Source organism: Microbacterium sp. NPDC060117 (assembly GCF_042729315.1).
In the GTDB taxonomy this organism is placed as follows: domain Bacteria; phylum Actinomycetota; class Actinomycetes; order Actinomycetales; family Microbacteriaceae; genus Microbacterium.
This window is the reverse complement of record NZ_JBHWXR010000001.1, coordinates 594,673-620,027: the sequence shown is the minus strand read 5'-3', so window position 1 is coordinate 620,027 and position 25,355 is coordinate 594,673. Positions and strand designations below refer to the sequence as shown.

Genomic DNA, 25,355 nt, shown 5'->3' with positions numbered 1-25,355 from the left:
TCGTGGATTGCGCAGGAAATATTCCTGCAGAAATTCGCTGACTCCGATATTATTCCATGCATGGACGATCCTGTCGACCTCGCTATCCTGGCCGCCATCTCGCAGGACGGGCGGGCCACGCTCGCGCAGCTCTCCGAGACCGTGGGGCTGTCGGTGTCGGCCGTGCAGGCGCGGCTGCGCCGGCTCGAGTCGCGCGGCGTCATCTCGGGCTACCGCCCCGTCATCGACGCCGAGGCGGTGGGCAAGCCGCTGGCTGCGTTCATCGAGATCACCCCGCTCGACCCCGCCCAGCCCGACAACGCACCGGAGCTGCTCGAGCACCTCGATGCGATCGAGGCGTGCCATTCGATCGCGGGCGATGCGAGCTACATGCTGTTTGCGAGGGTCGCGTCGCCGCGGCATCTGGAGCAGCTGGTCCGTGACATCCGCCTCGCTGCGAACGTCAGCACGAGGACGACGGTCGTGCTGCAGACGTTCTACGAGCACCGTCCGGTCGTGCCGGCACTCGCCGATCGCTGATCGCGCTCGCCCATCGGCTGACCGTGCTCGCCGGTAGCTGACGGTGCTCGCCGGTAGCTGACGGTGCTCGCCGGTCGCTGACGGTGCTCGCCATCGGCCGGCCGTGTGCGCCGATCGCCGGCCGCGCTCGCCGGCCGTGCTCGCCGATCGTTGACCGTGCTCGCCGATCGTTGAGCGCAGGCGAGGTCGTCGACCGCTGGCGGCGTCAGGCGGTCGCGGCGCCGGGGCGGATGCTGATCGTGTCCAGCAGGCTGCCGGACAGCCCGTGCAACCGGCGTTGCATGGAAAGCCCGATGCGCTCCGCCTGCGTCTTGGCGGCGTCGGCGACGGGTCCCTCGTGCCGTCGGTCGACGGTCTCGGTCCACAACTGCAGCCATCGGTCGAAGTGCTCCGCGGTGAGGGGCTGCTTCGCGTTCACCGCGGAGTGCAGCGCGAGTGCGTCGCGGCGGTAACCCCCGGACTGGAACAGCACGCTCTCCCAGAAGTCGCCCATGATCGGCAGGTGGTGCTCGAGGTCCATGTGCGCGACCTCGGTGAAGATCGGACCGATCATCGGATCCTGGAACGCGGTCTCGTAGAAGGTGCGCACCAGCACGAGGATGTCGTCGCGATCGCGGATGTCGGGCATGGCTCCAGGGTAGGTCGCGGACGGGGCCGCCGGATGGTCTCGGCCGGGTTCACGACGAGGCGCAAGCGGTCGGGGATCGAGCGATGCCCGCGCGAGGGCGGCGACGGTCCGGATCTGTCCGGTGGGTCAGAAGGGCGCCGGTTCTCGGGCCGGTGGTGGATCAGGTTCGTCGATGGTGAAGGTCACGGGCGCGGGAGGCCGGTCGATGTAGGTCGCTCCGGTAGGGCTGGTCCACTCGAGGACCCCGGCGCCGCGTTGCTTCAACTTCCACGCCGTTTGATGCTTCAACACGTGGTGCCTTCGGCAGAGCCCGCCGAGGTTGCCTTCCTCAGTCGGGCCTCCGCATGCGGCGTCCACGGTGTGGTCGAGGTCGTGGGCTGTGGGCGGGAGCCCGCAGGTCGGGAACCGACACCGGGAATCTCTCGCATGCAGCAGCCGCCGCAGGTCGGTGTTGGGCCGGTAATGATCCACGGCGAGGACCGCCCCCGTGACCGGGTGGGTGAGCACCCGTTCCCAGGCGGTAGCTCCGCCGGCGAGGATCCGGGCCGTGTCGGTGTCGATGGGCTGCCCACCGGCGAGTTCCCCGGGCTGCTCGACACGGACACCGAACGGCGTGCTCGTGCTCGAGCCGCTTACGCCGTCGGTCGTGCCAGTGAGCTCGAGGGGCTGCTCGGTGTGGACGCCGAGCGCGGGGCTCGCGCCAGCCGCCGCTCCGCTCGCACCTGCTGTCCATCGGGTCGCGTGCGTTAGTGAACCGTTCGTCTCGGTGCCGGCGGTCATGAGGGTGAGTACGGGCACAGTGATCTCGACCCGCGCCTGGATCGCGCCGAGCAGCCCGTCCGCCGTGTCGTGTCCGGACGGCGCCCCCGTGAGCAGGGTGTCCGCGCAGAGATCCGCGCGCAACTGATCGATCAGGCGGTCGTCGGCCGGACCCCCGAGCGCGTCCGCGTCGATGTCGCGTCCCGCGTCGTCTTTCCCCGCCCGGGTGTTCGCGATGTGGACCGTCCGGGCTTGCTGGGTGAGTCGGTCGTAGATCCCGTCGACGATCGCGGCGGCATGGATCAGCCCGAGCATCTTCTGCCCATCGCCGAGGTCCTCCCGCCACACCCGACGGTTCTCCTGCGCGTCTCGGTGCCGTTCGGTCAGACTGCGCGGGGCGAGGCGTTCCGCGATCCGCTCGATCACCCGCTTCGCCCGGTGCGGGGTCTCACCAACGGATGCGGCGACCGCGACCTGCTCGAACTCCCCTCGCGCAGTGTCGTCCAGGCGGGCTCCGGCGTCCTGGATCTGCCGCACATGCGCCGGGCCGATCCGCGCCTCCGTGAACGCCTGCATCGTGACCGGGTACCGGGTGACGAGTTCTGCGGCGCGGGCCATCCGTGCCTGCACGACCCGGTCCGACACGTGCAGCACCCCCGCCAACTCCGCCGCGACGGACCGGGACGCAAGCTCCACCGCCTCGCCCCGTACACCCGACCCTGACTCTGACGCGAGGTGTTCGGCGAGGCGCTGCGCGACCGCGAGCTGTGCCTCCCGCACCGCTTGCAGTCGGATGATCGTCGCTTCCGTGTCCTGCACCATGGACGTCAACGCGCCCAGCACGACGACCGGATCCACCGGGTCCACCCCAGGATCCACCACCGTGCCGGTCGAGCTCGTCATACCCCCATTCAACCCGGGGCCACCGACATTCCCGACCCTGAAAGAACCAGATCAGACCGAGAAAAAATTACAAGTAGGTCACGGTTGTTCTGGCAGTCGGATCCTGCCCTCAGGGTGCAAGCGAAGCTACGAAGAACGCCCCCGTCGCGGCAATGATTCCTGTCAGCATCGCGGACACACGCGCGATCGTGACGAACCCCAGAAGTAGTCCCAGGGACCAGCGCTGCTGTTCGCGACTCCCGGATCAGCCGACCAGTCAGCGAACTGTGGAACCCGAAGAGGGTGAGCAGTCCTTTCGAGAACCGCGGTCCAGCTTTCCCACGAGCCGGCCGTCTCGTCGTCTTCATCCGCAGGAAGCATCCCCTCCGTCTAGCCGACGATCGGTGCCGCGGCGGCCTCGGCGTTACCCGCATCGGCCACGATCTTCAGCGCACGTTCGAGGATCTGGAGGTCTTCGACCGTCTCGACCGAGGTCACCTTCCCCCACTTCAGCGTCATGAACTGGAAGACGATGTTCTCGTACACCTCGCCGCCGGGGAGCGGCCCGGTCACGCGCGAGCGAACCGCTATCCGGGTGTTCCAGGGTCCGCCGCGCACCAGCACGTCCTGGACATCGAACCGGGCTCCGGGAAGAAGAGCGAGTGTTCGCTCCCACCACCGGTTCATCGCCTCCTTCGTGACCCGACGCCCGCCCAGCGCGTGGACGCCGTGGAAGACGTACTCGAAGGGGGAGGCGAGGCCTTCGACCATGGGTGCGTAGTTTCCCGCGTTGATCTGATCGAAGGTGTCGCGCACCTTCTTTCGCACGATCATCGAGTAGACCATCTCCACATCGTCGGTTGTTCGAGTCGTGTGGATCAAGAGCATTCTTCGATTCGGGCGATCGACGGCGGCCGCACATCCGACGCGACCTCAGGCCGCTGTTCGCAGCAGCAGTGCATCGCGAGACCGCCACGGATCCCTCTCCGCCCGTGCCGTCGAGGCGCACCCTAGGCTGGATCCGTGACGGACACCGCGATCCAGGGCAGCACGGCGCATGAGATCGCCGACTCGATCCGCGCCCTGATCGGATCCGGCGCGCTCGCTGCGGGGGAGGGACTGCCCACCGTGCGAGGCCTGGCGGACCGTCTCGGCGTGAACCGCAACACCGTCGCCGCCGCCTACCGGGCACTCGCCCGTGCCGGCGCCGTGGAGAGCCGCGGTCGTGGTGGCACCGTGGTCGCGGGGCCCGTGCGCACCGAGGAGGAGGGCTTCGCGGCGGAGACCGTGCTGCGCGACCTCGGCAGCGGCAACCCGGATCCCGACCTCCTGCCGCTGCCCGTGCTCGCCGAGGTCGACCTGCGCACGCCGGCGCTCTACGGCGACGCGCTCATCGACGAGGGCCTGCGCACCTGGGCCACCGGATGGCTCGCCGCGGCCCAACCGCGTCCGTTCGAACTGTCCGTGACCTCGGGCGCGGTCGACGCGCTGGAGCGGCTCCTCGTGGCCTCGCTCGCCCATGGCGACGTGGTCGGGCTCGAGGATCCGTGCTTCCTGTCCAGCATCAACGTGGTCCGGCTCGGCGGATACCGCCCGGTCGGCATCCCCCTCGACGAGGAGGGCATTACCGTCGCGGGCCTGCGGGCGGCGATCGACGCAGGTGCGCGCACGGTCGTATGCACTCCTCGGGCGCACAACCCCACGGGCATCAGCCTGAGTGCCGAGCGGGCGGCCGAGTTGCGCGCGGTGTTCGCGGAGGCGCCGCACGTGCTCATCATCGAGGACGACCACTACTCGCTGCTCTCGCGACGGCCCTACCACTCGGTGATCCCCGACGGGCATCCGCGCTGGGCGCTGGTGCGGTCGATGTCGAAGTTCCTCGGTCCGGATCTGCGCCTCGCCCTGCTCGCCTCGGATCCGGACACCGCGGCCCAACTGCGCACCCGTCTGTCGCCCGGCAAGACCTGGGTGAGCCGGATCCTGCAGCGTGTCGCCGTCGGCATGCTCGACCATCCGGACACGCCCGCCGCGCTCGAGCGCGCCGGGGCGCACTATGCCGAGCGCGGGGATGCTCTGCGTGCGCTGCTGCGCGAGCGCGGCATCACCGTGCGCGGCGACGACGGACTGAACGTGTGGGTGGAGTGCGGGGCCGACGGCCGCGCCGTGTCCGAGGCGATGATGCGACGCGGCTGGCTGGTGCGCACGGGCGGCGGTTTCCTGCTCGAGCCGGATGAGGCCTCGCCGCAGATCCGCCTCACCGCGCACACCCTCGGCGACGCCGAGCTGCGCATGCTCGCCGACGACCTCCGGGCCGCGATCGCCGACGCCCGACGGCGCTGAGAGGATCCGCGCCGCCGCGCGGTCCCGACCGCGAGACTGCATGATCGTCGCGAGACTGCACGACAATCGTGCCGTCTCGCGACGTCAGTGCAGTCTCGCGGGAAATGAGACGGGAGGCGACGGCACGGCTGCGGCGCGGGTGCGGATAGCCGTCGCCGCTAGGATTCCTGCGTGGCGAACCGCAAGACCAAGAAGACCGCACCCGCGTCCGCGCGCCCAGTGTCGCGCGCCCGCTCCGGCAACCCCGCGAAGCGTCCGATCGAGCAGTTGCCGCCGGTCACCCTGGGCGACTGGATCGGCGCCGCCCGCCCCCGCACGCTGCCGCTCGCGATCGCCCCGGTGCTGGTCGGCACCGGTGCGGCGCGGCTGGGGGATCCGCAGTTCCACTGGGTGATCGCGCTGGCGTGCCTCGCTGTCGCCGTGTGCCTGCAGATCGGGGTGAACTTCACGAACGACTACAGCGACGGCGTGCGCGGCACCGACGCGCACCGGGTCGGCCCGGCCCGTCTCACGGCCTCGGGCCGGGTGAGTGCCAAGAGCGTGCTGTACACGGGCCTCGCCTTCTTCGCGCTCGCCGCGATCGCGGGCCTCGGCATCACGATCCGCACCCAGCAATGGTGGCTGATCGCGGTCGGCGTGGTGTGCATCGTCGCCGCCTGGTTCTACACCGGCGGGAAGCGCCCCTACGGCTACAACGCACTCGGTGAGGTCTTCGTCTTCGTCTTCTTCGGACTGGTCGCCACTCTCGGCACGACCTGGGTGCAGTCGCTGAAGCTTCCGCAGGAGGCGTGGATCGGCGCCATCGCGGTCGGACTCTTCGCGTGCGCGGTGCTGCTGGCCAACAACCTGCGCGACATCGACCAGGACCGCGTCGTGGGCAAGCGCACGTTGACCGTCGTGATCGGCAAGAGAGCCACGCAGGTCATGTACACGCTGTTCGTGATCCTGCCGTTCCTGGCCCTGGTACTGCTCGCCCTGTTCTACCCGGTCGCCTGGGTCGGGCTGCTCGCGCTGCTGGCGTTCCTGCCGGCGCTCGTGATCGTGTGGGCGTACCGGGAGCCGAAGGAGCTCGTCGTCGCGCTGGCGCTCACCTCGCTCGGCACGCTCGCGTACGCCGGGGCGCTGTTCTGGGCGTTCATCTCGCCCACGGTGTGAGCGTTCGGAGTCCGAGCTCGCGATGACCGTCCGGCGCCCGCCCACCGTGTGCATAGAGTCTTTTCGTAGGATTCGGAGCATGCCTCTGAGTTCGTCGCGCCCGTCCGCGTCCACCGGCTCTCTCGGTGAGGCCGCTCTCGGCGACCGGCGGGCCGCACGCTCCTCCCGTCGCTCCCGCCTCACCCGGACCACGGCCGCCGTGCTCGGCGTCGCGCTCGCCGGCGGTCTCGCCGCCTGCTCGAGCGATCCCGTGGCGGATCAGTATCGCAACGGCGACAACAAGGGGTACATCGGCTCCGACGGCATGCGCGTCGAGGAGATCAAGCCGGCCGACCGCAGCAAGCCGGTGAGCTTCGGCGGCACGCTCGAGAGCGGCAAGAAGTTCAGCAGCACTCAGATCGCGGGCGATGTCACGGTCGTGAACTTCTGGTACGCCGCCTGCGGGCCCTGCCGGGTCGAGGCGGACGACCTCCAGTCGGTCTGGCAGAAGTTCGACGGCAAGGGCGTCTCGTTCGTGGGCGTCAACACCTACGACCAGGCCGGCACCGCCACGGCGTTCAACGACAAGTACGGCGTGACCTACCCCAGCATCATCGACGTGAACACCGGTGACGCGAAGCTCGCGTTCGCGGAGGTCACCTCGATCCAGGCGACGCCCACCACGCTCGTCCTCGACAAGCAGGGCCGCGTGGCCGCGCGCGTGATCGGACCGATCGGCTCGGCCTCCATCCTGGAGACCCTGGTCCAGGACGCGCTGGACGAGAAGGCATGAGCGCGCGCACACCCCGCACGCCGGTCGACGCGGCGATGTCGGCCCCGGCGGTTCCCGACGTGGCGACACACGTATCGGCGATTCCCGCCCCGCGGAGGGCGAGGGCGTGAACGTCGACGCGATCGTCGGATCCGGCGCCCTCTGGGCGGCCCTTCCGGTGGCCATGCTCGCAGGTCTCCTGTCGTTCCTCTCGCCCTGCGTGCTGCCGCTCGTGCCCGGCTACCTCGGCTTCGTCGGGGGAGCGGTCGGCGGATCCGCGCCCGCGCAGGACGGCACGTCCAAGGCACCCACCCGACGCCAGATGGTGCTCGGGGTGCTGCTGTTCATCCTCGGCTTCACGCTGGTGTTCATCCTCATGGCGGTCGTCGGCGGCACGGCGGGCGTGTTCCTGCTGCGCTGGGGCGATCTGATCACCCGCGTCCTCGGCGCGGTCATCATCGTCATGGGCCTCGTCTTCATCGGTGTCTTCGGCTTCGCGCAGCGCACCGTGCGGATGAACGTGTCCGGCCGTGCCGGCCTCGTCGGCGCCCCGCTGCTGGGCGTCGCGCTGGGCATCGGCTGGAGCCCGTGCCTGAGCCCGACGCTGTCTGCGATCGTCGCGCTGTCGGTCAACGTGGGCGACGTGAGCCGTGCCGTCTGGCTCGGAGTCGCATACTCGCTGGGCCTCGGGATCCCCTTCCTGCTCGTGGCATTGGGCTTCGGCTGGGCGACCCGTTCGCTGTCGTTCCTGCGCCGGCACGTGCGGGTCGTGAACATCGTCGGAGGTGCACTGCTCATCGTGCTGGGGCTGCTCATGGTGACCGGCGTCTGGAAGGCGATCATGTCGAGCATCGGGGCGGTGGTCGGCAGTGTCGAACTCCCGCTCTGACTCCCCGGCTGCCGAGGACCGCGACCAGCGCGAGGCATCCGCGACCACGACCCTTCGAGAGCCTCAGGGACCGAGAATGAACAAGGACAGCTCGAAGAAGAAGGCGGGCGCCGATCGTTCGACCGATCCGCTCCGCCCGAGCGACCACATCGACGGCGACGGGGACTCCCGTGGCGACGGCGTCGACGCGCCGAAGCTGAACGTCGTGGGCTGGCTGCGCTGGGGCTGGCGGCAGCTCACCAGCATGCGCACGGCCCTCGTGCTGCTGCTCATCCTCGCGATCGCCGCGATCCCCGGATCGATCTTCCCGCAGCGGATGGCGGATCCGAACGGCGTCACGCAGTACAAGGTCGACCATCCGGATCTGTTCCCGATCATGGACTCGATGCAGCTGTTCGACGTCTACCTGTCGGCCTGGTTCTCAGCGATCTACCTGCTGCTGTTCCTTTCGCTGGTCGGCTGCGTGATCCCGCGCATCAAGCATCACCTCAAGGCGCTGCGCTCGCGTCCGCCGCGCACCCCGGTGCGCCTGTCTCGCCTCGACGACCACCGCGTCCTCGATCGCACGGTCGTGGGGGACGACCCCCGGGCAGCGGCGGAGCAGAGCATCGCGATCGCGGAGAAGCAGCTGCGCGCGCTGCGCTACCGCGTCGAACGCTATGACGACAAGCGCGGCTTCTCGGTCTCCGCCGAGCGCGGCTACGCCCGCGAGACCGGGAACCTGCTGTTCCACCTCGCCCTGCTCGGGGTGCTGGTCTCTGTCGGTGTCGGAGGCAGCTTCGCCTACACCGGTCAGCGCGTGGTCGTGCAGGGCACGAGCTTCGTGAACACACTGCTGGACTACTCGTCGATGAATCGCGGCCGCTTCGTCTCCGACGATGCGCTCGCGCCCTACCGGATGACGCTGGATTCCTTCGACGTCACCTACCAGCCGTTCGAGCAGGGCAAGTCGTCCTCGGGGCAGGCCGGTGACTTCGCCGCGAACGTCACGGTCTCGGAGCCGGGGCAGGATCCGCACAAGGCCGAGGTGAAGGTGAACCACCCGCTCGGTATCGCGGGGGACAGGGTCTACCTGCTCGGCAACGGGTACGCCCCGACCATCACGGTCCACAACGCCAAGGGCGACGTGGTCTTCCACGACTCGGTGCCGTTCCTGCCGCAGAACAACAGCACGATGATGTCGATCGGCATCGTCAAGGTCGCTGATGGCCTGCCCCAGCAGCTCGGCCTGCAGGGCTTCTTCTACCCGACCTCGGCGAAGCTGGCCACCGGCGCGCTCACCTCGGTCTACCCGGCCCTGGTGAACCCCACCCTGACGCTGAACGTGTTCGCCGGCGATCTCGGCATCGACGACGGGACCCCGCGTTCGGTGTACGTGCTGGACACGGGCTCGATGACCCAGCTCACCGGCGGCAAGACCGGGGTGAAGTCGATCGAGCTCGCCCCGGGCGAGACGACCGCGCTGCCCAACGGCATGGGCACCATCACGTTCGACAACGAGGCCCCGAAGGACGCGAAGGACTACACGCAGTCGGTCAAGCGCTACGTCTCGCTGCAGATCCACCACGACCCCTCGGAGCAGTGGGTGCTGGTGTTCGCGGCGCTCGCGCTGGTCGGCCTCGTGCTCGCGCTGTTCGTGCCGCGCCGGCGGATGTGGGTCAAGGCCGTCGTGGTCGACGGCCCGGGCAGCGGGACGACCGTGCGCCTGGAGTACGCGGGACTCGCGCGCGGAGAGGATCCGACCCTTGCCGCCGCCGTCGAGGACCTGCGCGACGGGCACGCCCGCCTGCTCGACGCCGACGGCGGCACCGCGGCGCGACCGGCCGCCGATGACACGGGCGACGAGGCCGCAGACGCGGCGGAGGAACCGCAGCGCTGACCCCCGATGGGGAGTTCTCCCCATCGACCCCCACGGGTCTCGCTCCTAGCGTGGAACCGGAAGGGGGGTCCGCGCATGGCGATGAACATTCCGGGCGAGCTCGCATGGGTGCTCGACATGCTCGGCTATGAGTGGCCGCAGCTGGACGAGGACGAGATCCGGCGGGCCGCCGCGATCGTGCGCCAGTTCAAGACCGATCTGGAGGGATCGATCGAGGAGGCGCACCGCTACATCAGCGATGACGTCACCGGTGCCCTCTCCGCCCAGACCGCGCAGAGCTATGTCAGCGCATGGAACACCACCCGCGAGTCGCACATGAACCAGCTCGTGGGCCTGCTGGATCCGGCGGCGCAGGGGATCGAGATCTTCGCGGATGCGGTCGTCGCGCTGAAGATCAAGGTGATCGCCGAACTCACCATCACCGCGGCGCAGATCGCCGAGGCCGCCGCCACCGCCGTCGTCACGCTCGGCGCGAGCGCCGCCGTGAACGCCGGCATCATCGCCCTGCGCAAGAAGGCGCTCGACATCGCGACCGATCTGGCCGTCGGAGAGCTGGCAGGCAAGCTCCTGGAGCTCGTCACCGACCCGCTCACGAACGTGGCCTCCTCGCTGGCCACCGCGATCCTGGACGCCCCGCTCGTGGAAGGCGCGATGGGAGACGTCGCCGAGTACAAGGCCGACCTCGACGCCCTGGAGCGGACCGCCGGCGATCTGAACCGCACCGCGAACGACCAGGAGCGGCTGGGTCACGACTTCATCGCGCAGATCTCTGCGCTCGACATCTTCACGGCAGGCTGACATGTCCCACGCGATGCGCAAGCTCGGCGACGATGTCGTCGAGGCCCTCAAGGAAGCGGGTGACAGGTTCGCCTCGTCGATGCACACCCGGTCCCGCCGGCAGCGGCAGACACTCCTGGACATCGTGCAGGAGACGAGGGAGCGCGATCGAGTGCTCGCCCACCAGCAGCGCGGGCATCACGTCGACCGTCCGAACGTCGACCGCCCGAACGCGCACGTCGACGCGGACGGCGTGCGCACCCCGGACGTCGACGTCCGCCGGCCCGCGAGCTTCGGGCACGCCGACAGCAACGACTACCGCGGGAACTTCTTCGGCGAGAATCCCTCCGCGGATCCCTCCGACTGGGTGCATCACGCGGTCGAGCAGAACACGATGCGCAACTATCCGGAGGCCGGCATCACCCCGGGTCAGATGAACTCGCCCGAGAACCTCCGCGGCATCCCCGACGGCATCAACCGCGACGTGCACCTGAGCGCGATCCGGAAGATGTGGAATCAGTTCTACGCGCACTACGAGCGGTTGGGGCACCCGCCGACCAAGGCCGAGATGCTCGATTACGCTACCCTGATCGATGACGCCTTCGGCGACCTTTTCGACCCGCCGGTGAGGTGAGAGATGTACTACTACGTCGACGCAGAGGTCCCTGGATCCCTCGGTCCCGACACCGTCCGCGACACGGCCCGGAGGGCCGCCGACGCCGGGCCCGCTCACCTGGTCTTCGACGGCTGGATGGGTGACGACATCGTCACCACCGTGCCGTTCTGGTTCGTGACCGAACGACTCGCTGACGCACTCCGCGAGTCCGGCGCCACCGGATTCGAGCTGGACCCGGCCCGGGTGTCGGAGGGACCGCAGTACGAGCTCGCCGCGCGGCACCGGCTCCCGTCCTCCTGGTTGCGGCTGATCCCGACCGGATCCGTCACGGCCGGCGACGACGTCGCCCTCGAGGACGGCACGGAGCTCGTGGTCAGCGACGCGGTGCTGCGGGTGCTGCGCTCGTTCACGTTGGAGTACGCGGACGTCGAGCCCAGGGACGAGGACGAGCAGGATCCCGAGGCGGACTTCTTCGCCCAGCAGGCGGAGAAGGCGCGGGGCCTGGCGGATGAGCTGCGCTCCGAACTCGACGCGCGTATCGAGGCCGACCGGGGCGATGACTCCGCGGAATCGCTTCCCGCTGTCGGCGGCTCGCACGACGAACCCGGAGCGGTCGTCGAGACGCTCTTCACGGCTCTGGGTGGCGGCCCCGAGGCACCCGAGGTCGTCGCGGCGCAGTCGCTCTTCGGCGACCTCGGCGAGAGCCGACTGGCTCCCAAGGGTGGGGCTCTGAAGAAGGCCTGGCTGACCCTCGAGTACTGGCACGCCGGCGCGATGATGTCCTTCGGCGACGACGAGCTCTGCAAGATCGTGGTGCGGCTGCAGCCCGAGACCGGCTGGGCGCCGTATCCGCATCCGGAGCGGCTGGTGCCGGGGCTCACCGCGTCGAGCACGCGCGATCAGGCGCGCGGCGTGCTGGGCGCCCCGGAGAAGGAGTCCAGGGACGGTGACCTGTGGCGCCTCGGAGCGCAGCGGTACCTGCACGCCTGGTACGCGCCGGCCGGCGGAATCGGCCGGATCACCGTGATGCTGCGAGCCGACGGGCAGTAGCGGCACGGAGTCGTTGCCGCACGCACCTGCGGCGGAGCCGTGAGCGCCCTGGGGGCGGGCTCCGAGTCTCACCTGAGTCATTGGTGCGCCACGTACGATGGAGGCCATGAACTTCGACTCGATGTCGATCCTGACGATCTGGACCGCCGTCGCGATCTACGCCGCCGCCTTCATCGCCTACGCGTTCGACCTCGCCAAGCGCTCGCAGGTCGCCGCCGACGCCAAGGCCGCCGTGCCCGAGCGCGAACTCGTCGGCGCGACCGTGGGCGCATCGTCGTCGCGGGGCGCCGGGGACCTCGCCGGGACCGGGACGGGGTCAGCTGCCCCGCAGCGGTTCGTCATGGCGCGGATCGGCACCGCGCTGACCACGCTCGGCTTCCTGTTCCACCTCGCCGGCGTCGTGCTGCGCGGCATCGCCGCGGGCCGGGTGCCGTGGTCGAACATGTACGAGTTCTCAATGACGGGAACACTGCTGATCATCGCGGTGTACATCGCGGTCAACATCTGGTTCGACCTGAAGTATCTCGGCACCTTCATCGTCGGCCTGGTCGTGGTGCTGCTCGGCGGCGCCGCCACGGGCTTCTACGTCGAGGTCGTGCCGCTGGCGGATCCGCTGAAGAGCGTCTGGCTGGTGATCCACGTGTTCGTGGCGTCGCTCGGCACGGCGTTCTTCGCGCTGGCCTTCGCGCTCAGCGTGTTCCAGCTCATGCAGGCGCGCCGGGAGTCCCGCATCGTGGCCGAGGCGCCCAAGCCGGGCCCCCGCTTCCTGGCGACGCTGCCGACGGCCGATCGGCTCGAGAGCCTCGCCTACCGGTTCGCGACCGTCGGATTCATCCTGTGGACGTTCACGCTGATCGCCGGATCCATCTGGGCCAACGACGCCTGGGGCCGGTACTGGGGCTTCGACACCAAGGAGACCTGGACGTTCATCATCTGGGTGCTCTACGCGGGCTACATCCACGCCCGCGCGACGCGCGGCTGGCGCGGATCCCGCTCGGCTTGGCTCTCGATCGTCGGCTTCGCCGCGGTGCTGTTCAACTTCACCATCGTGAACCTGTTCTTCAAGGGCCTGCACGTCTACTCGGGCCTGAGCTGATCGGCGCGACCTCGGGCGCTCGGCGATGAGCGCGCGGCAGGCCTGGCGGCGCCCCGGCGCGCTCGCCGTGATCGCTCTGGCACTCGTCGCCGCGGGCGTGGTGATCAGCGGAATCCTGCCGCTCGCCGACGCGGGCGCGCTGGCCGGCCGCACGGCTCCTGTGCTCGGCTTCGTGATCGCGATCACGATCGTCGCCGAACTCGCGCGGGATGCGGCCGTGTTCGACGTGATCGCGCAGCACCTGGCCCGCTGGGGGCGTGGCAGGGTGATCGCGCTCTGGGGCGCAGTGATCCTCCTCGCCGTGGTCAGCACGATCTTCCTGTCGCTCGACACGACCGCGGTGATCGTCACACCCGTCGTCGTGCTCCTCGCACAGGGCGTGGGCGTCTCTCCGCTGCCCTTCGCGCTCGCGACGGTCTGGCTCGCCAACACCGCGTCGCTGCTGCTGCCGGTGTCGAACCTGACGAATCTGCTCGCCGCGCCGATCATGGGCTCGGATCCGCTCGCCTTCCTCGCGCTGAGCTGGGCGCCCGCACTCGCGGGTGTGCTCGTTCCCGTCGTGATCCTCACCCTCGCACACCGGCGCACGCTGTTCGGGCGGTACTCGTCACCGGTGCGGGCGGAGCCCTCCGACCGTGTGCTGTTCCTCGTCGCGGCCGTCGTGCTCGTCGCGCTGCTGCCGCTGCTCGCGCTCGTGCGGGACGTGTGGATCCCCGCTGCCGCCGCCGCCCTGATCCTGATCGTGCTGTTCGCGTTCCGCCGGCGCCGCGTGCTGCGCCTCTCGCTGGTGCCGTGGCAGGCGCTCGGTCTCGCGGCGGCCCTCTTCGTGATCGTCGAAGCAGCCCATGTGCGGGGGCTCGCCGCACTCCTCTCGCCGCTCGCCGCGGGCGGACACGGTCTCCTGGAGCTCCTGCGCGTCTCGGGCATCGGGGCGCTCACGGCCAACGGCATCGACAACCTTCCCGCGTACCTCGTGCTCGAGCCGATCGCCGCCCATGATCCGGTCGCTCTGATGGCGCTTCTCATCGGCGTCAACCTCGGTCCGCTGGTGACGCCGTGGGCGTCGCTCGCGATCCTGTTGTGGCACCACCGCGTCACCGCACTCGGGGTGTCGATCTCGTGGGGGCGCTTCGCGCTCTGGGGCCTCGTCGCCGCCGTGGCCACGGTGGGCGCGGCCGTCCTCGCACTCGCCGCCGTTTCCTGAATCGCGGATCCGGGTTATCGTCACGGCATGTGCCGGAACATTCGATGCCTCCACAACTTCGAGCCGCCGACCAACGATGACGAGGTCCGTGAGGCGGCGCTCCAGTTCGTCCGCAAGGTGAGCGGATCCACGCATCCGTCGCGCGCGAACACCCCCGCCTTCGAGCAGGCGATCGACGAGATCGCGCTGGCGACCCGCCGCATGCTCGACCAGCTCGTCACCAACGCCCCGCCGAAGACCCGCGAGGCCGAGGCAATCAAGGGGCGGCAGAGGCACGAGAAGCGCATGGAGCGCGAGGTCAGGATCCGCACCGCGAGCGCCTGACGGATCCGCGCCGACGGTGGTCTTCGCGTTCTCGGGATCCGGTGACATACGCTCGACGAGAAGCACGATCATGACGGAGGGGGCATCATGCGCAGACGCCAGGTGACGATCATCACGGGGGAGCCCGGCCCCTCAGCCGGCGGCGTGCGGATCGAGCCGTTCACGTTCGGCCTGGTCGGCGCGCTCGGCGTTCTGGTCGCGCTGCTCATCGGCGCGATCGTCGGACAGCTGTCGACGGTGCTCGTCTACATCGGGATCGCGCTGTTCCTCGCACTCGGACTCGACCCGATCGTGCGCCTGATCGAACGGAAGCTGCCGCGGGGAGCGGCGGTGGCGATCGTCGTGATCGTCGTGGTGCTGGCCTTCGCCGGCATCCTGCTGGCGATCGTGCCGATCGTGGTGCAGCAGATCGCCCATCTCGTCGAGACCGGGCCGAAGATGATCGACGACATGCTGCACAGCGCCTGGTACCGGCAGCTCGCCGCCCAGTACGGCGACTCGTTCAGCCAGGCCGTGGACGGGATCGCCACGTTCTTCAAGGATCCGGGCAATCTCACCAAGATCGGCGGCGGAGTGCTCGCGGTCGGCGCCGGCATCGCCGGTGGGTTCACGGGTTTCACGATCGTGCTGATCCTGACGCTCTACTTCATGGGATCGCTGCGCACGATGAAGCGCACCGCTGCCCGATTCGTGCCCGCGTACCGCCGCCCGCGGTTCACGGAGATCGTCGAGGACGTGTCGGGTGCGGTCGGCCGCTACGTGATCGGCCAGGCCAGCCTGGCCCTCATCAACGGCGTGCTGAGTCTGATCTTCCTCACAATCATCGGAGCCCCGCTGCCCGCGCTGCTCGCGCTGATCGCCTTCATCGGCTCGTTGATCCCGCTCGTGGGCACGCTGTCCGGATCCATCATCAACTCGCTCATCTGCCTGTTCGTCTCGCCCGTGACGGCGTTGATCGCCTTCGCGTACTACCTCGTCTACATGCAGATCGAGGCCTACGTCATCAGCCCGCGCATCATGAGCAAGGCCGTGGCCGTTCCCGGTGCGCTGGTCGTGATCGCGGCCGTCGGCGGCGGAGCGCTCGGCGGGATCCTCGGTGCACTGGTGGCGATCCCGGTCGCAGCGAGCGCGATCATCATCATCCAGAAGGTGCTCTTCCCCGCGCAGGACGCCAAGGTCGTCGCCCCGGAGGACGCGCGCACCGCGTGAGCGCCTGAACGGAAAGACAGGCGCGACCCCGGGCGAGGTGGGGTCGCGCCTGCCGCTTCCGAACTCAGATCGCGGGTGCCAGCACCGCCCGGACCGAGGTCGTGCGTCGGGCCGTGACGGCCAGCGTCGTCGCGATCAGGGCGAGCACGGTCCAGACCAGCAGCGCCGCGATCGCGGATCCGACGCCGTCCTCGCCCAGTAGCGCGGTCGCCGCGGAGGACGTCGGCAGGAAGCCGGCGATCGTAGCGAGCCACCCCGGCAGCGTCGAGATGATCCCCGCGCCGAGCGCTGCCACGCCGACGACCGCGGAGATCCAGCGCCCGATCCCGCCGAGCACGGCGACCAGCGCCTGGTTCACGGCGGCGAACGCGATGCCGGCGAGCACGGCGACGCCCGCGAAGCCCCACCACCGCGACGGGTCATACTTCGCGACGATCTCGACCACGAGAGCCACGAGTAGGCCCTGTGCGGCGCCGATCGCCGCCGCCGGGGCGAACGCCCGCAGCGCGAGCGAGCCCGAGGCCCGGCGCGAGGTGAGGGCGCGCGCGGTGAACGCCCGCATCACGAGGAACGTCACGAGGCTGCCGAACCACAGCACGACCGCCGCGAGCAGCGGGATCGCGGTGGGACCGAACATCCCGCCCGAGGTATCGGCCTTCACCGGATCGGCGATGACGGACGCCAGCGACGACGCCTCGGTGTCGGTGCGCTTCGGCAGCGAGTTCGCTGCCTGATGCAGGCCCGAGGCGAGGCCCGAGGTGCCGGTCGCCAGGGATCCGACGCCGGTGCTGAGCTGGGATGCGCCGTCGGCGAGCTGCGTCGCCCCGGTCTGCAGCCCGGTGGCGCCGGTGGCGAGGTTGCCCGCGCCGGTCGCGCTCTGCGACGTGCCGTCGGCGAGCTGGCCGAGCCCCGCCGAGAGCTGATTGACGCCGTCCGCGGCGGCGCGGAACTGGCTGGCGAGGGTGGAAGTGGCTGCGGTATTGAACTGGCTCAGGGCGGTCACGGTTCCGTCGGCATAACCAGAGGCGGTGCCGGCGCTCGTCGCGGCGGTACCGGCCTGCCCTTCGGCGGCTTTGACCTGATCGCAGAACGCCGCCGGTATACCCTTCTCCGGATCCGAGCAGGTTGCGACAAGTGCGCCCAGCGACGTCGCGACCGTTAGTGTGTCGCCCGCGGCTTTCGTTGCGTTGGCCGCCGTCGCGCTCGCGAGACCACTGACCCCACCCGGAACGAGCCCCTGCGCCTGCAGTGCATCCGCACCCTGAGCGAGTCCCGCCCCGGCCTGGTTTGCGCCGGTCTGGGCCGAGGTGATGCCGTTCGCGATCGTGCCGAGGCCGTTCGACAGCTGCGATGCGCCATCGGCCAGCTGGCCTGCGCCGTCGGCGAGCTTGGTCGCGCCGTCCGGGAGCGCAGCCGCCCCGGTCGCGGCGGACGAGGCACCCGCGGCGAGCTTGTCGGCGCCGTCCGCCGCCTCGCCGATCTTATCGCCGAGCGTGCCGAAGCCGACGAGCACGTTCTGCAGGGTGTTCTTGGAGATCTCGCTGCCCATGGTCGACGCCGCGGTCGCGGCGATCTGGTTCGCGATGAGGCCGTCCGCGGCGCGGGCCTGCGGGGCCGTGGTCACGGAGATCGTCGCCTTCTCGGCGGACTTCGCCGGATCCTGCACGGCGCTGCCGCCCGAGACCGCGGCGGCGGAGAAGTCCTTCGGGATCCGCACGACGGCCTGGTACGTGCCGTCCTTGAGGCCCGCGGCGGCGTCCTTCTCGTTGGAGATCACCCAGGTGAGGTTCTCGTCCTTCTTTCCGGTGCCGTCGACGAGCCCGGCGGAGAGCTGACGCCCGAGCGGGGCGAGCTGGCCGTTCACGGTCACCGGCTCGTCGTCGTTCACGATTGCGGCGGTCATCGTGTCGAGGCGCTGCGTGGGGTCCTGGAGGGCGGCCACGAGCACGCCGCCGAGGACGGCGGGCAGCAGCAGCACGCCGATGAGCGTGAGAGCGGTGATCGGCTTGTGCGAGCGGGCGCGTTCGATCAGTGCGGACAGACGGTTGGTCATGCGGTCACCTCGTCGAGGTCGGTGGTGGGCGCGTCGGCGTCGGCGGGCGGTTCGGGTGCAACCGGCGGGTGGTCGAGGTCCCTCGTCTGCGGATCCGCCCACCCGGCGTCCGCCAGCAACCGCGCGGCGGCGGAGGCGTCGTCGGCCGTGGCGAGCACGGCGAGGGTGCCGCGGCGGGATGCGTCGCGCAGCATGGCCGAGGCCTGCTCGCTCTGGGCGAGCGTGAGGCGGTCGGCGCCGTCGATCACGACGAGCGTGGTGCGCCCGCGCAGGGCGTCGCGCAGCTCGCGCAGCGGATCGCCCTCGGCGGTGCCGTCCTCCACGATCACGCAGCCGACGTGCGCGCGCACCCAGGCGGCCCGTCCCGGCAGCAGGTGCCCCGCCACGCGCAGGCGCCCCTCGGCAGGCACGCGCGCGGAGAGGGCGAGCGCGGTGGCGCGGCGCACGGCCGCATCGGCGCCGGTGAGTACGAGCGCGGATCCGGAGGGCACACGCAGGTCGAGCCCGTCGATCGCGCCCGCGACGGTCACGCCGTCTGCGGCGATCACGGAGTCGTCTCCGGGCCAGTCGGCCAGGTGCCGCTCGCGCTCGACGGCCTCGCCCTCGATGTCGACGCTCGGCAGGATCCGCTCGAGCCAGGCGGGGATCTCCCACGCGCGCTCGCCGAGGATCGCCATGAGCGCGGGGATCAGGGTCATCCGCACGAGGAAGGCGTCGATCGCGATGCCCGCGGCGAGGCCCAGGGCGATCGGCTTGAGCGAGGAGTCGCCCTCCGGGACGAAGGCCACGAACACGGCGAACATGATGAGGCCCGCGGCCGTGACGACCTTCGCGGATCCGGCGAAGCCTCCGCGCACCGCGCGCAGTGCGGCGGCCCGGCGCTCGGCCCGATCGGCGCTGCGCGAGCCTGCATCGTGCACGTAGTCCTCGCGCATCCGGGAGACGAGGAAAACCTGGTAGTCCATGGCCAGGCCGAACAGCACGCCCATCAGGATGATCGGCATGAAGCTGATGATCGGTCCGACCCGCGCCACGTGCAGGGCGTCGGCGAACCAGCCCCATTCGAAGACGGCGGAGACCACGCCGAACGCGGCCACGATCGAGAGCAGATAGCCGAGCGCCGCCGTGATGGGCACCCAGATCGAGCGGAACACGATCGTCAGCAGCACCAGCGACAGGCCGATCACGAAGATGCCGAACGGCAGCAGCGCGGCGCCGAGCTGGTCGGAGATGTCGATCGCGACGGCGGTGAAGCCCGTCACCTTCACGTCGATGCCGAACTTCTTGAGCCACTCGTCATGGTGCGAGCGCAGCTCGCGCACGAGATCGGCGGTCGCGGGGGCGTCCGGCGCGGTGGTGGGGATCACTTGGACGATGCCGGTGTCGGCAGTCTGGTTCGGAGTCGCCAGGGCGATCTCGGCGACGCCGGGGAGCTTCGCGACCGCATCGCCCAGATCCTTCATGAGTCCGACCGGATCCGTCGAGGTCACGATCGTGCCGGTGAGGATGAGCGGGCCGTTGAACCCGGGGCCGAAGTGCTCGGCGGTGAGGTCGTAGTTCTCGCGGGCCTCGGATCCCTTCGGCTGCACGCCGGAGTTCGGCAGGGCGAGCGCGAGGTTCGCGGCGGGGACGGCGACGACGCCGAGCCCGAGGACGATCGCGACGGCCACGAGCACGGGGTGCCGGGTGACGCCGCCCACCCAGCGCTCCGAGAACCGGCGGCGCGGGGCGGCCTCGCCCTCGCCCTTCTCGGCACGACGCGGCCTGGCGGGACGGCCCGCCACGCGGCCCTTGAGGAAGCCGAGGATGGCGGGCGTCAGCGTCACGGCGATCAGTACGGCGATCATGACCGCGACCGCGGCCGCGATGCCCATCGTGGTGAGGAACGGGATCCCGGCGAATCCGAGACCGATGAGAGCGATCAGCACGGTGATGCCCGCGAAGACGACGGCGGATCCGGCCGTGCCGGTCGCCCGCGACGCCGATTCCTCCGGGTCCACTCCCGCGCGCACCTGATCCTGATGTCGCGCCATGATGAACAGCGCGTAGTCGATGCCGACCGCGAGTCCGAGCATGAGGGCGAGCAGCGGCGTGGTCGAGGAGACCGAGGCGAAGGCGGTGGCGGCGAAGATCGCGGCCATCGAGACGCCCACTCCCAGCACGGCGGTGAGCAGCGGCATGCCCGCGACGACGAACGAGCGGAACGTCACGATCAGCACGAGCAGGGCGATCACCAGCCCGACGCCCTCGGTGATCGAGATCGCGGGGATCGACATCGAGAATAGGTCGCCGCCGATCACCGCGTGCGAGCCCTGCGGCAGGTCCTTCTCGAGGTCGCTCACGGCGGTCCGCAGCGTGTCCTTGGTGGCGGCCGAGACGTCGGAGGCCTGGCCGTCGAATTGCAGGCGCACGATCGCGGCGGAGCGGTCGTCTGACACCATGCCGGTCACATGCTCGTCGTAAGGGCTCGTGGCGGCGAGCACGCCGTCGACCTTCCCGAGGTCGCGCACGGTCTGCTCGATCGGATCCTTGTAGTCCGCATCGGTGACGTGGTCCCCGTCCGCCGCCACGACGATGAACTGCGCGCTCGTGCCGCTCACCTGGGGGAACGTGCGCTCGAGCTGCTCCAGGCCCGCCTGCGACTCGGTGCCGGGGATCGTGAACGCGTTGTCCGTGCCCTTGCCGAGGGCGAGCGCCGCGCCGCCGGCGATGCCCAGCACCAGCAGCCAGGCCACGAGCACGCGCCAGGGGTGCCGGAACGACCAGCGGCCGAGCGAGGAGAGGAGAGTCGACACGGGTTTCCTCCGGAGGGAGTTCAGGTGGGTTCGATACACTCGTGTATTCGATACGTCTCTGTATCGTAGGACGACGGCGCCGGGATAGTCTGTGCGCGGGATGTGAATCGCGGGCGCAGAGTCCGCAGGAGGTGCGGGATGACCGGCAGTGCGACCAGGAGCCGGGAGAACACGCGTGCGCGGCTGCTCGAGGCGGCGGCGCTGGTGTTCGCCGAAGAGGGCCTCGACGGTGCGACCGTCGAGGCCGTGTGCGAGCGCGCCGGCTTCACGCGCGGGGCGTTCTACTCGAACTTCGAGTCGAAGGACGAGCTGTTCCTCGAGCTCGCCGGATCCGTCTCGGCCGAACGGCTGACGGCCGTTCGGGCGCGGGTGACGGAGCTGAACGAGGCCGGTGCGCTCGCCCAGGACTGCGACGCCACCACCCTCGTGCAGCAGGTCATGGACACTGGCAGTGACGACCGCCTCGGCGTCATGCTGCTCAGCGAGATCCGCCTCCGCGCCCTGCGGGATCACGCCTGGGGCAAGGCCTACCTCAAGCAGGAGCAGGAGATGGTGGCCGGCATCGCCCGGATCATCGACGACATCGCCGCGACCGGCACGATCTCGCTGAGGGTGGACTCCGAGGTCGCGGCGCGCATGCTGTTGATCATCTGGGAGGGCACGACCGTGCGCGGCGCGATGGCAGGCAAGGACGACGCCCAGCTCCGCCGCACCGGCAGCGTCGAGCTCGGCCGAATGGTGTCACTGCTGCTCGGGTGAGGCGGCGGGCCTGCGGCTTTTGGGGGTGCGGGCTCTTGTTTTTGGGGCGCGCGGTCTCGTTTTGGGGCGCGTGACAGCACGGATTCCGGGCGTGGCGCGCCCCAAACCGGCAGAGTGCGCCCCAAAAACGGCCGAGTGCGCCCTGAAACCAGGCGGAGTGCGCCCCGAACTGCGCCGGCCGGACCGCGTCCGACCTCAGCGACCGTCCGCGGCGAGCAGCCCGTGGCAGCGTGTCAACCGGTCGAGCCACCACTCCCGTCGCTCGGCGGGAGCCTCCAGGCGTGCGAGTGCGGCGGGATCCGGCGTCACCCGAGCGGCTGAGACGACGCCGCCCCGCGGGCGGGCGTCCGCGACGTCGTCCGCGAACAGCGACGCGGTGCCGAGGCCGCAGTCGTGCTCGAGCGTGGGCAGGGCTGCGGCCAGCGCGGCGCCGAGCGACAGGCCGACCGCGGTGTCCAGTGCGCTCGAGACGACCACGGGCAGCCCCGCCTCGGCGACGATCCGCAGCGCGCGTTCGATGCCGCCGAGCGGCTGCGCCTTGATGACGAGCAGATCCGCCGCGCCCGCACGGGCGACCGCGAGCGGGTCCTCCGCCCTGCGCACGCTCTCGTCCGCCGCGATCGGGATGTCGAGGTAGCGGATCCGCTCGCGCAGCTCGGCGAGCTCGTCGACGGTCGCGCAGGGCTGCTCCGCATACTCCAGGTCGAACGGGGCCAAGGCATGGATCGCGCGCTCGGCCTCGTCGACGTTCCAGCCCGCGTTCGCATCGATCCGGATCCGCCCCTCCGGCCCCATCTCCGCACGCACGGCACGCACCCGTGCGACGTCGTCGGCCAGGCTCTGCCCGGTCTCGGCGACCTTGACCTTCGCCGTGCGGCAGCCGTCGAAGCGCGCGAGCACGTCGGCCACCCGGTCTGCCGGGACGGCTGGGATCGTCGCGTTCACCCGGACCTCGTGGCGCACCGCGGCCGGACGCGGATGCCAGGCGTCCGCGATCGCGGCGGAGAGCCAGGTGGATGCCTCGACGTCGCCGTACTCGACGAAGGGCGAGAACTCGGCCCAGCCCTCCGGACCTTCGAACAGCAGCGCCTCGCGGACATCAACCCCGCGGAACCGCGTATGCATCGGCAGCGCGACCACCCGCGCGGAATCGAGGATCTCGGCGAGCGGCGGCACGGCGGCGGGGATCATGCCCCCATCATGCACCCGCGGATCGACTCCGCCGCGGCGGGCTCGGCCGACGGGTCGCAGCGGATCAGCCGATCCGCTTCTGCAGCTCGGCGAGGCGCCCGGACGGGCGGAACCCGAGGGCGACGTTGACGGCCAGCATGTGCTCGTTCGACTCGGCGTTGTAGGTCACGACCCGCGGCGTCCGCGGCAGCTCCTGCTGCAGCCGCCGCAGGTTCTCCAGCTTCACCCTCATGCCCAGGCGATGGCCGCGGTCTTTCCGCCTCACGAGTGTGCCCCACTGGTACGCGGAGCTGTCGTCTCCCGAGACGACGAGCTGCGAGTAGGCGGCGACCTCTCCTTCGGAGGAGAGCGCCACGACGCAGAACGAGGTGCGGCCCTGCGCGGCCACGAGCTCCTCGCTCTCACGGATCTCCGCGACATCGGGGGTCGCGGCCTCGATGTCGAGGTCTCCCATGGGCGCCTCGGTGTCGAGCGAGCTGGAGAGCTCGGCCCATCCGGTGACGATGTCCTCGGGCACGGGTCCGGTCCAGCTGCGCAGCACGTAGCCGTCGTCGGGTGCTCCCTCGGCCAGCCGATCGAGCAGGTCCTCGGCGACGGGCAGTTCGAGCACGCTCTCACGGTCGCCCAGGGCGAGCGCGTAGCCGTGCCTGCGGCCGAACTCCACGCCGGGATGTCCGGTTCCGTCGGCGGGTGCGGAGGCGGCCCAGCTCGTCTCGGCCAGGAACGTCCGCCGGGAGCGCGCGATCGCACGTGTCTCCAGCTCGGCGAGGAGTGCGGATCCGACGCCCGCCCTCCGCGCCTCGGGCGCGACGTACACCGCGATGTCGGCGAGGTGGAGGTTGTCCTTGAGCGGCAGACCGAGTCCGGCAGCGCCGACGGGACGGCCGTCGAGCCGGGCGATGAAGACGTGCCGTTCGAACATGGCGGAAGCCTGTTGCAGCTCCTGCCGGGTCTCCTCGAGCGACCACAGCACCGCGTCGTCGGCGCGATCGGCGCGCAGCGCGGCGGCGTAGACCGTCCACCAGGCGTCCACCGCCGCATCGTCGAAGGGGTCGACGGGCCCGATCTCGATCGTCATGCCTCCACGCTACGGGAGTGCGATGAACAGGATCGTGTCATTGACAATAGTGTGCGGCGCACAATATAGTGATGGACGTGAGCGAAGATGAGTTCGACGGACATCTGCAGGAGCTGCGGCGCGGCACGGTCGTGCTCGCGAGCCTGCGCCTGCTGCGCGAGGCGGGGTACGGCTACGGTCTGCTCGAGCAGCTGAGCGCCGCGGGCTTCCCCACCGACTCCAACACGCTCTACCCCCTGCTTCGTCGCCTCGAGAAGCAGGGCTTCCTGACCAGCGAGTGGAACACCGAGGAAGCGCGGCCGCGCAAGTTCTATCGCACCTCGGACGCCGGACTCCGCCTGGCCGACACCCTCACCCGCGACGTGCAGGCGATCGCCGCCGCCGCCAAGAATCTTCCCTGACCTCCTGGAGGAGAACATCATGGACACCGACACGACTCTCGCCGAGCGGTATGTGACCGCGGTGGCGCGATCCGTCCCCGCCGCCGATCGTGCAGAGGTCTCGGCCGAGCTGCGCGCGTCGATCGCGGACGAACTCGACGGCCGCATCGCCGCAGGCGAGGAAGCGGGGGCCGCGGAGTACGCCGTGATCGCGGAACTCGGCGACCCGATCGCTTACGCGGCCTCGCTCTCCGGGCGGCCGCTCGTGCTGATCGGACCCCGCTACTACGCCGCATGGCTGCGGCTGCTGCGCCTGCTGCTGGCGATCGTCGTACCGGTCGCCGCCGTGATCGCCGGACTGGTCCGCGCGCTCGGCGGCGGTGACGTCGGCGCCGTGATCGGCGCGATGATCCCCGCGATCCTCATGTCCGGCGTCCAGGTCGCGTTCTGGACGACCCTCGTCTTCGCCGCGCTGGAGCGCCTCGGATCCACGGGGGACACGGTGCTCGACTGGACTCCCGACAAGCTGCCGCGCACCGTGAACCTCGGTGCGCGGATGTCGGATCTGATCGGCACGGCGGTCCTGACCGCGACTCTGATCGGCTCCGTGGTCTGGGATCGCGCCATCGGCTGGGGCGACGATCACGTCCACGTCCTGGCACCCGGTCTCTGGCCCTGGGTCATGCTGGCCTGGTTCGGGCTGCTCGTGATCGGGCTGCTCGTGATCGGGCTGGTCGTCGAGGCGCTGGTCGCCGTGCGCGGACGGTGGAACGCGCTGCTCGCCGCCGTGAGCATCGCGGCGAGCCTGGTCGCGATGCTCGGTGCGATCGTGCTGATCTGGCGCGGTGCCGTGATCGACCCCGGCCTGATGGCGCAGATGCGCGCGGCGAGCACCCCCACCGCGGACATCGTGCAGATCGTGAACATCTCGATCACGGCCGTGCTGGGCGGGATCCTCATCGGGCTGCTGTTCGACGCCTACCGCAAGCTCGGCCTCTCTCGCCAGGCGTGAGCGGGTCGG

At 70.2% G+C, this 25,355-nt stretch carries 23 protein-coding genes; 16 read left to right on the top strand and 7 right to left on the bottom strand.

Annotated elements, in window-relative coordinates:
• Nucleotides 1-60: 60 nt before the first annotated feature.
• Nucleotides 61-519 carry an Lrp/AsnC family transcriptional regulator gene (locus tag ACFWCK_RS02755; protein WP_267920594.1) on the top strand — a complete coding sequence of 153 codons (459 nt, stop codon included), beginning with the start codon at nt 61-63 and terminating at the stop codon, nt 517-519.
• A 205-nt stretch (nt 520-724) separates the two neighbouring features.
• Here ACFWCK_RS02755 and ACFWCK_RS02750 read toward each other — a convergent pair whose 3' ends face one another.
• From ACFWCK_RS02750 to ACFWCK_RS02740, 3 genes are all read right to left on the bottom strand, one after another.
• Nucleotides 725-1,147 carry a group III truncated hemoglobin gene (locus tag ACFWCK_RS02750; RefSeq protein WP_233310257.1) on the bottom strand — a complete coding sequence of 141 codons (423 nt, stop codon included), beginning with the start codon at nt 1,145-1,147 and terminating at the stop codon, nt 725-727.
• A 126-nt stretch (nt 1,148-1,273) separates the two neighbouring features.
• Entirely contained in the window at nt 1,274-2,809 is a 1,536-nt protein-coding gene (locus ACFWCK_RS02745; RefSeq protein WP_378804428.1) for a DUF222 domain-containing protein, read from the bottom strand.
• Nucleotides 2,810-3,178: 369 nt separating this feature from the next.
• Complete coding sequence (locus ACFWCK_RS02740; RefSeq protein WP_378804427.1) at nt 3,179-3,634, bottom strand: nuclear transport factor 2 family protein; 456 nt, start codon at nt 3,632-3,634, stop codon at nt 3,179-3,181.
• Nucleotides 3,635-3,811: 177 nt separating this feature from the next.
• Between ACFWCK_RS02740 and ACFWCK_RS02735 the strand changes: the two genes are divergently transcribed.
• The 12 genes from ACFWCK_RS02735 (at nt 3,812) to ACFWCK_RS02680 (ending at nt 16,078) form a co-directional block, all read left to right on the top strand.
• Nucleotides 3,812-5,128, top strand: a complete 1,317-nt coding sequence (locus tag ACFWCK_RS02735) for an aminotransferase class I/II-fold pyridoxal phosphate-dependent enzyme (protein ID WP_378804426.1) — start codon at nt 3,812-3,814, stop codon at nt 5,126-5,128.
• Nucleotides 5,129-5,299: 171 nt separating this feature from the next.
• The gene (locus ACFWCK_RS02730) at nt 5,300-6,283 is read left to right on the top strand and encodes a 1,4-dihydroxy-2-naphthoate polyprenyltransferase (protein ID WP_378804425.1); all 984 of its coding nucleotides are present in this window, start codon (nt 5,300-5,302) and stop codon (nt 6,281-6,283) included.
• Nucleotides 6,284-6,362: 79 nt separating this feature from the next.
• Nucleotides 6,363-7,055 carry a TlpA family protein disulfide reductase gene (locus ACFWCK_RS02725; RefSeq protein WP_378804424.1) on the top strand — a complete coding sequence of 231 codons (693 nt, stop codon included), beginning with the start codon at nt 6,363-6,365 and terminating at the stop codon, nt 7,053-7,055.
• A gap of 106 nt (nt 7,056-7,161) precedes the next feature.
• Nucleotides 7,162-7,923 carry a cytochrome c biogenesis CcdA family protein gene (locus ACFWCK_RS02720; protein WP_378804423.1) on the top strand — a complete coding sequence of 254 codons (762 nt, stop codon included), beginning with the start codon at nt 7,162-7,164 and terminating at the stop codon, nt 7,921-7,923.
• A gap of 76 nt (nt 7,924-7,999) precedes the next feature.
• Nucleotides 8,000-9,802 (top strand): cytochrome c biogenesis protein ResB, encoded by a 1,803-nt coding sequence (locus tag ACFWCK_RS02715; RefSeq protein WP_378804421.1) that lies wholly within the window; start codon nt 8,000-8,002, stop codon nt 9,800-9,802.
• Nucleotides 9,803-9,877: 75 nt separating this feature from the next.
• Nucleotides 9,878-10,600 carry a hypothetical protein gene (locus ACFWCK_RS02710; RefSeq protein ID WP_233310268.1) on the top strand — a complete coding sequence of 241 codons (723 nt, stop codon included), beginning with the start codon at nt 9,878-9,880 and terminating at the stop codon, nt 10,598-10,600.
• Nucleotide 10,601: 1 nt separating this feature from the next.
• A complete protein-coding gene (locus ACFWCK_RS02705) occupies nt 10,602-11,213 on the top strand; it encodes a hypothetical protein (RefSeq protein WP_233310269.1) in 612 nt (203 codons plus the stop codon).
• A gap of 3 nt (nt 11,214-11,216) precedes the next feature.
• Nucleotides 11,217-12,245: a hypothetical protein gene (locus ACFWCK_RS02700; RefSeq protein WP_378804420.1), complete on the top strand. Its 1,029-nt coding sequence runs from the start codon at nt 11,217-11,219 to the stop codon at nt 12,243-12,245.
• A 106-nt stretch (nt 12,246-12,351) separates the two neighbouring features.
• The gene (ccsB, locus tag ACFWCK_RS02695; RefSeq protein ID WP_378804419.1) at nt 12,352-13,341 is read left to right on the top strand and encodes a c-type cytochrome biogenesis protein CcsB; all 990 of its coding nucleotides are present in this window, start codon (nt 12,352-12,354) and stop codon (nt 13,339-13,341) included.
• A gap of 25 nt (nt 13,342-13,366) precedes the next feature.
• Nucleotides 13,367-14,545, top strand: a complete 1,179-nt coding sequence (locus ACFWCK_RS02690; RefSeq protein ID WP_378804418.1) for an SLC13 family permease — start codon at nt 13,367-13,369, stop codon at nt 14,543-14,545.
• Between the two features lie 27 nt (nt 14,546-14,572).
• Nucleotides 14,573-14,869, top strand: a complete 297-nt coding sequence (locus ACFWCK_RS02685) for a DUF2277 domain-containing protein (protein ID WP_233310275.1) — start codon at nt 14,573-14,575, stop codon at nt 14,867-14,869.
• An 87-nt stretch (nt 14,870-14,956) separates the two neighbouring features.
• Nucleotides 14,957-16,078 carry an AI-2E family transporter gene (locus tag ACFWCK_RS02680; protein WP_233310276.1) on the top strand — a complete coding sequence of 374 codons (1,122 nt, stop codon included), beginning with the start codon at nt 14,957-14,959 and terminating at the stop codon, nt 16,076-16,078.
• Between the two features lie 64 nt (nt 16,079-16,142).
• On the opposite strand, the gene ACFWCK_RS02675 is transcribed toward ACFWCK_RS02680, so the two are convergent.
• Both ACFWCK_RS02675 and ACFWCK_RS02670 read right to left on the bottom strand, forming a co-directional pair.
• Nucleotides 16,143-18,131 (bottom strand): YhgE/Pip family protein, encoded by a 1,989-nt coding sequence (locus ACFWCK_RS02675; RefSeq protein WP_378804416.1) that lies wholly within the window; start codon nt 18,129-18,131, stop codon nt 16,143-16,145.
• Nucleotides 18,128-20,926, bottom strand: a complete 2,799-nt coding sequence (locus ACFWCK_RS02670) for an MMPL family transporter (protein ID WP_378804415.1) — start codon at nt 20,924-20,926, stop codon at nt 18,128-18,130. Before ACFWCK_RS02670 ends, ACFWCK_RS02675 begins: the two co-directional genes overlap by 4 nt.
• Nucleotides 20,927-21,064: 138 nt before the next feature.
• Between ACFWCK_RS02670 and ACFWCK_RS02665 the strand changes: the two genes are divergently transcribed.
• On the top strand, nt 21,065-21,685 hold the full coding sequence (locus ACFWCK_RS02665; protein ID WP_378804414.1) for a TetR/AcrR family transcriptional regulator: 621 nt from the start codon (nt 21,065-21,067) through the stop codon (nt 21,683-21,685).
• Nucleotides 21,686-21,880: 195 nt separating this feature from the next.
• On the opposite strand, the gene ACFWCK_RS02660 is transcribed toward ACFWCK_RS02665, so the two are convergent.
• Both ACFWCK_RS02660 and ACFWCK_RS02655 read right to left on the bottom strand, forming a co-directional pair.
• Complete coding sequence (locus ACFWCK_RS02660; protein WP_378804413.1) at nt 21,881-22,876, bottom strand: o-succinylbenzoate synthase; 996 nt, start codon at nt 22,874-22,876, stop codon at nt 21,881-21,883.
• Between the two features lie 64 nt (nt 22,877-22,940).
• Nucleotides 22,941-23,954: a GNAT family N-acetyltransferase gene (locus ACFWCK_RS02655; RefSeq protein WP_378804412.1), complete on the bottom strand. Its 1,014-nt coding sequence runs from the start codon at nt 23,952-23,954 to the stop codon at nt 22,941-22,943.
• A gap of 77 nt (nt 23,955-24,031) precedes the next feature.
• Here ACFWCK_RS02655 and ACFWCK_RS02650 point away from each other — a divergent pair, with 77 nt between their 5' ends.
• Together ACFWCK_RS02650 and ACFWCK_RS02645 are read left to right on the top strand one after the other, a co-directional pair.
• The gene (locus ACFWCK_RS02650; protein WP_378804411.1) at nt 24,032-24,355 is read left to right on the top strand and encodes a PadR family transcriptional regulator; all 324 of its coding nucleotides are present in this window, start codon (nt 24,032-24,034) and stop codon (nt 24,353-24,355) included.
• 19 nt (nt 24,356-24,374) lie between these two features.
• Nucleotides 24,375-25,346 (top strand): hypothetical protein, encoded by a 972-nt coding sequence (locus ACFWCK_RS02645; RefSeq protein ID WP_378804409.1) that lies wholly within the window; start codon nt 24,375-24,377, stop codon nt 25,344-25,346.
• Nucleotides 25,347-25,355 lie beyond the last annotated feature (9 nt).

What these genes read in the sequence shown, in the direction of transcription:
- ACFWCK_RS02700 (WP_378804420.1), top strand. Translation starts at nt 11,217, where the DNA reads ATGTACTACTACGTCGACGCAGAGGTCCCTGGATCCCTCGGTCCCGAC.
- ACFWCK_RS02655 (WP_378804412.1), bottom strand. Translation starts at nt 23,954, where the DNA reads ATGACGATCGAGATCGGGCCCGTCGACCCCTTCGACGATGCGGCGGTG.
- ACFWCK_RS02675 (WP_378804416.1), bottom strand. Translation starts at nt 18,131, where the DNA reads ATGACCAACCGTCTGTCCGCACTGATCGAACGCGCCCGCTCGCACAAG.
- ACFWCK_RS02750 (WP_233310257.1), bottom strand. Translation starts at nt 1,147, where the DNA reads ATGCCCGACATCCGCGATCGCGACGACATCCTCGTGCTGGTGCGCACC.
- ACFWCK_RS02705 (WP_233310269.1), top strand. Translation starts at nt 10,602, where the DNA reads ATGTCCCACGCGATGCGCAAGCTCGGCGACGATGTCGTCGAGGCCCTC.
- ACFWCK_RS02715 (WP_378804421.1), top strand. Translation starts at nt 8,000, where the DNA reads ATGAACAAGGACAGCTCGAAGAAGAAGGCGGGCGCCGATCGTTCGACC.
- ACFWCK_RS02685 (WP_233310275.1), top strand. Translation starts at nt 14,573, where the DNA reads ATGTGCCGGAACATTCGATGCCTCCACAACTTCGAGCCGCCGACCAAC.
- ACFWCK_RS02725 (WP_378804424.1), top strand. Translation starts at nt 6,363, where the DNA reads ATGCCTCTGAGTTCGTCGCGCCCGTCCGCGTCCACCGGCTCTCTCGGT.
- ACFWCK_RS02680 (WP_233310276.1), top strand. Translation starts at nt 14,957, where the DNA reads ATGCGCAGACGCCAGGTGACGATCATCACGGGGGAGCCCGGCCCCTCA.
- ACFWCK_RS02710 (WP_233310268.1), top strand. Translation starts at nt 9,878, where the DNA reads ATGGCGATGAACATTCCGGGCGAGCTCGCATGGGTGCTCGACATGCTC.
- ccsB (WP_378804419.1), top strand. Translation starts at nt 12,352, where the DNA reads ATGAACTTCGACTCGATGTCGATCCTGACGATCTGGACCGCCGTCGCG.
- ACFWCK_RS02740 (WP_378804427.1), bottom strand. Translation starts at nt 3,634, where the DNA reads ATGGTCTACTCGATGATCGTGCGAAAGAAGGTGCGCGACACCTTCGAT.
- ACFWCK_RS02755 (WP_267920594.1), top strand. Translation starts at nt 61, where the DNA reads ATGGACGATCCTGTCGACCTCGCTATCCTGGCCGCCATCTCGCAGGAC.
- ACFWCK_RS02745 (WP_378804428.1), bottom strand. Translation starts at nt 2,809, where the DNA reads ATGACGAGCTCGACCGGCACGGTGGTGGATCCTGGGGTGGACCCGGTG.
- ACFWCK_RS02690 (WP_378804418.1), top strand. Translation starts at nt 13,367, where the DNA reads ATGAGCGCGCGGCAGGCCTGGCGGCGCCCCGGCGCGCTCGCCGTGATC.
- ACFWCK_RS02645 (WP_378804409.1), top strand. Translation starts at nt 24,375, where the DNA reads ATGGACACCGACACGACTCTCGCCGAGCGGTATGTGACCGCGGTGGCG.
- ACFWCK_RS02660 (WP_378804413.1), bottom strand. Translation starts at nt 22,876, where the DNA reads ATGATCCCCGCCGCCGTGCCGCCGCTCGCCGAGATCCTCGATTCCGCG.
- ACFWCK_RS02665 (WP_378804414.1), top strand. Translation starts at nt 21,065, where the DNA reads ATGACCGGCAGTGCGACCAGGAGCCGGGAGAACACGCGTGCGCGGCTG.